The 1,197-nt window shown below is 59.0% G+C and carries 2 protein-coding genes; both read right to left on the bottom strand.

The annotated features are described in order from the left end of the window. On the bottom strand, positions 1–230 hold a 230-nt coding region (locus A2I95_RS40120), incomplete at its 3' end, for a YciI family protein (protein ID WP_291737906.1). A gap of 1 nt (position 231) precedes the next feature. After that, a complete protein-coding gene (locus A2I95_RS40125; protein WP_291737907.1) occupies positions 232–1,194 on the bottom strand; it encodes an NAD(P)H-dependent glycerol-3-phosphate dehydrogenase in 963 nt (320 codons plus the stop codon). Positions 1,195–1,197: the final 3 nt, after the last annotated feature.

A 1,197-nucleotide genomic window follows, 5' to 3' on the forward strand; every position in this document is an offset into this window, starting at 1 on the left:
AAGAGGCCGGCCTTGTTGTAAGGGTCGTTTGCCGCCCAGGTCTCACCCGCTGCCATGTCTTCGACATCCAGAATAACCAGAGATCCGGCCATATTGCCATTCTGATCCAGCAGCGGGCCTGCCTGCGCTACGGCGCCGGTGTCGTTGATATAGGCTAGATGGGCGTCACGGTTGTCCAGCCGGGTCTGCAAATGGCCGGGTTTGTCACGAGCGATCAATGCGATGAGCATTTTATTCCTCTTTTAATGGTCTTTTAAGCAAATGTGCCGCTGCTTCGCCAATCGTCAAGCGCTGATCGAGCAAATTGGTTACCGTGAGTGTGACCGGCATATCCAGAGCCATCCTCTGGGCCTGCTCTGCAACTGCCCGTGCTGTGGCTGCCCCTTCGACCGTGATGGTGGAATCGAAATCCTCCTCCCGGCCAATGGAAAGTCCAAGACGGTAGTTGCGGGACAGGTCGGAACTGCAGGTCAACGTCAAATCGCCAAAGCCGGAAAGCCCGGCCAATGTCTCTGATTTTGCTCCACAAGCCAGTGCCAAACGCTGCATTTCGGCATACCCGCGCGTCATTAGTGCGGCGCGGGCACTGTCGCCCAGCCCGGCCCCAATGACCGCTCCACAGGCAATTGCCATCACGTTTTTCAAAGCGCCGCCGATTTCGGCTCCAATGGTGTCCGTGGTGCGGTAGAGCCGCAGGTTGGCCGTAGTCAGCTGCTCCTGCAATGCCTTGCCTTGCGCTGGATCGTTGCAGGCAAGGGTTAGTGCGGTTGGCAGCCCGCGCGCTATATCCGCGGCAAAGCTCGGCCCCGTCAGCAGCGCTGAACAGGTACCCGGGAGAACTTCCTGGATGACCGCTACCGGGCCGAGGCCAGAGTCCAGCTCGATCCCTTTACAGCAAGCGACAAGCGTCTTTCCGGTCAGGTGATCCTTGTGCTGTTCCAAGGCACCACGCAGCGTTTGCATCGGTACCGCCAGCAGCAGGACGCCGGATTCGCAGGCTTTCATAATGTCGGAAGTGATCAAAAGGTTCTTGGGCAGTTCAACGTCCGGCAGCCGGGTCCCGTTGCGGCGGCTATCCTGCATCGCCTGAGCTTTCATCGCGTTGCGCGCCCACAGGGTCACAGGGCCTTTGCCTGCCAATGAGATTGCCAAAGCTGTGCCGAAGGCGCCGGATCCCAGTATAGAAATGCTCATGCC

Source organism: Leisingera sp. F5 (genome assembly GCF_001593695.1).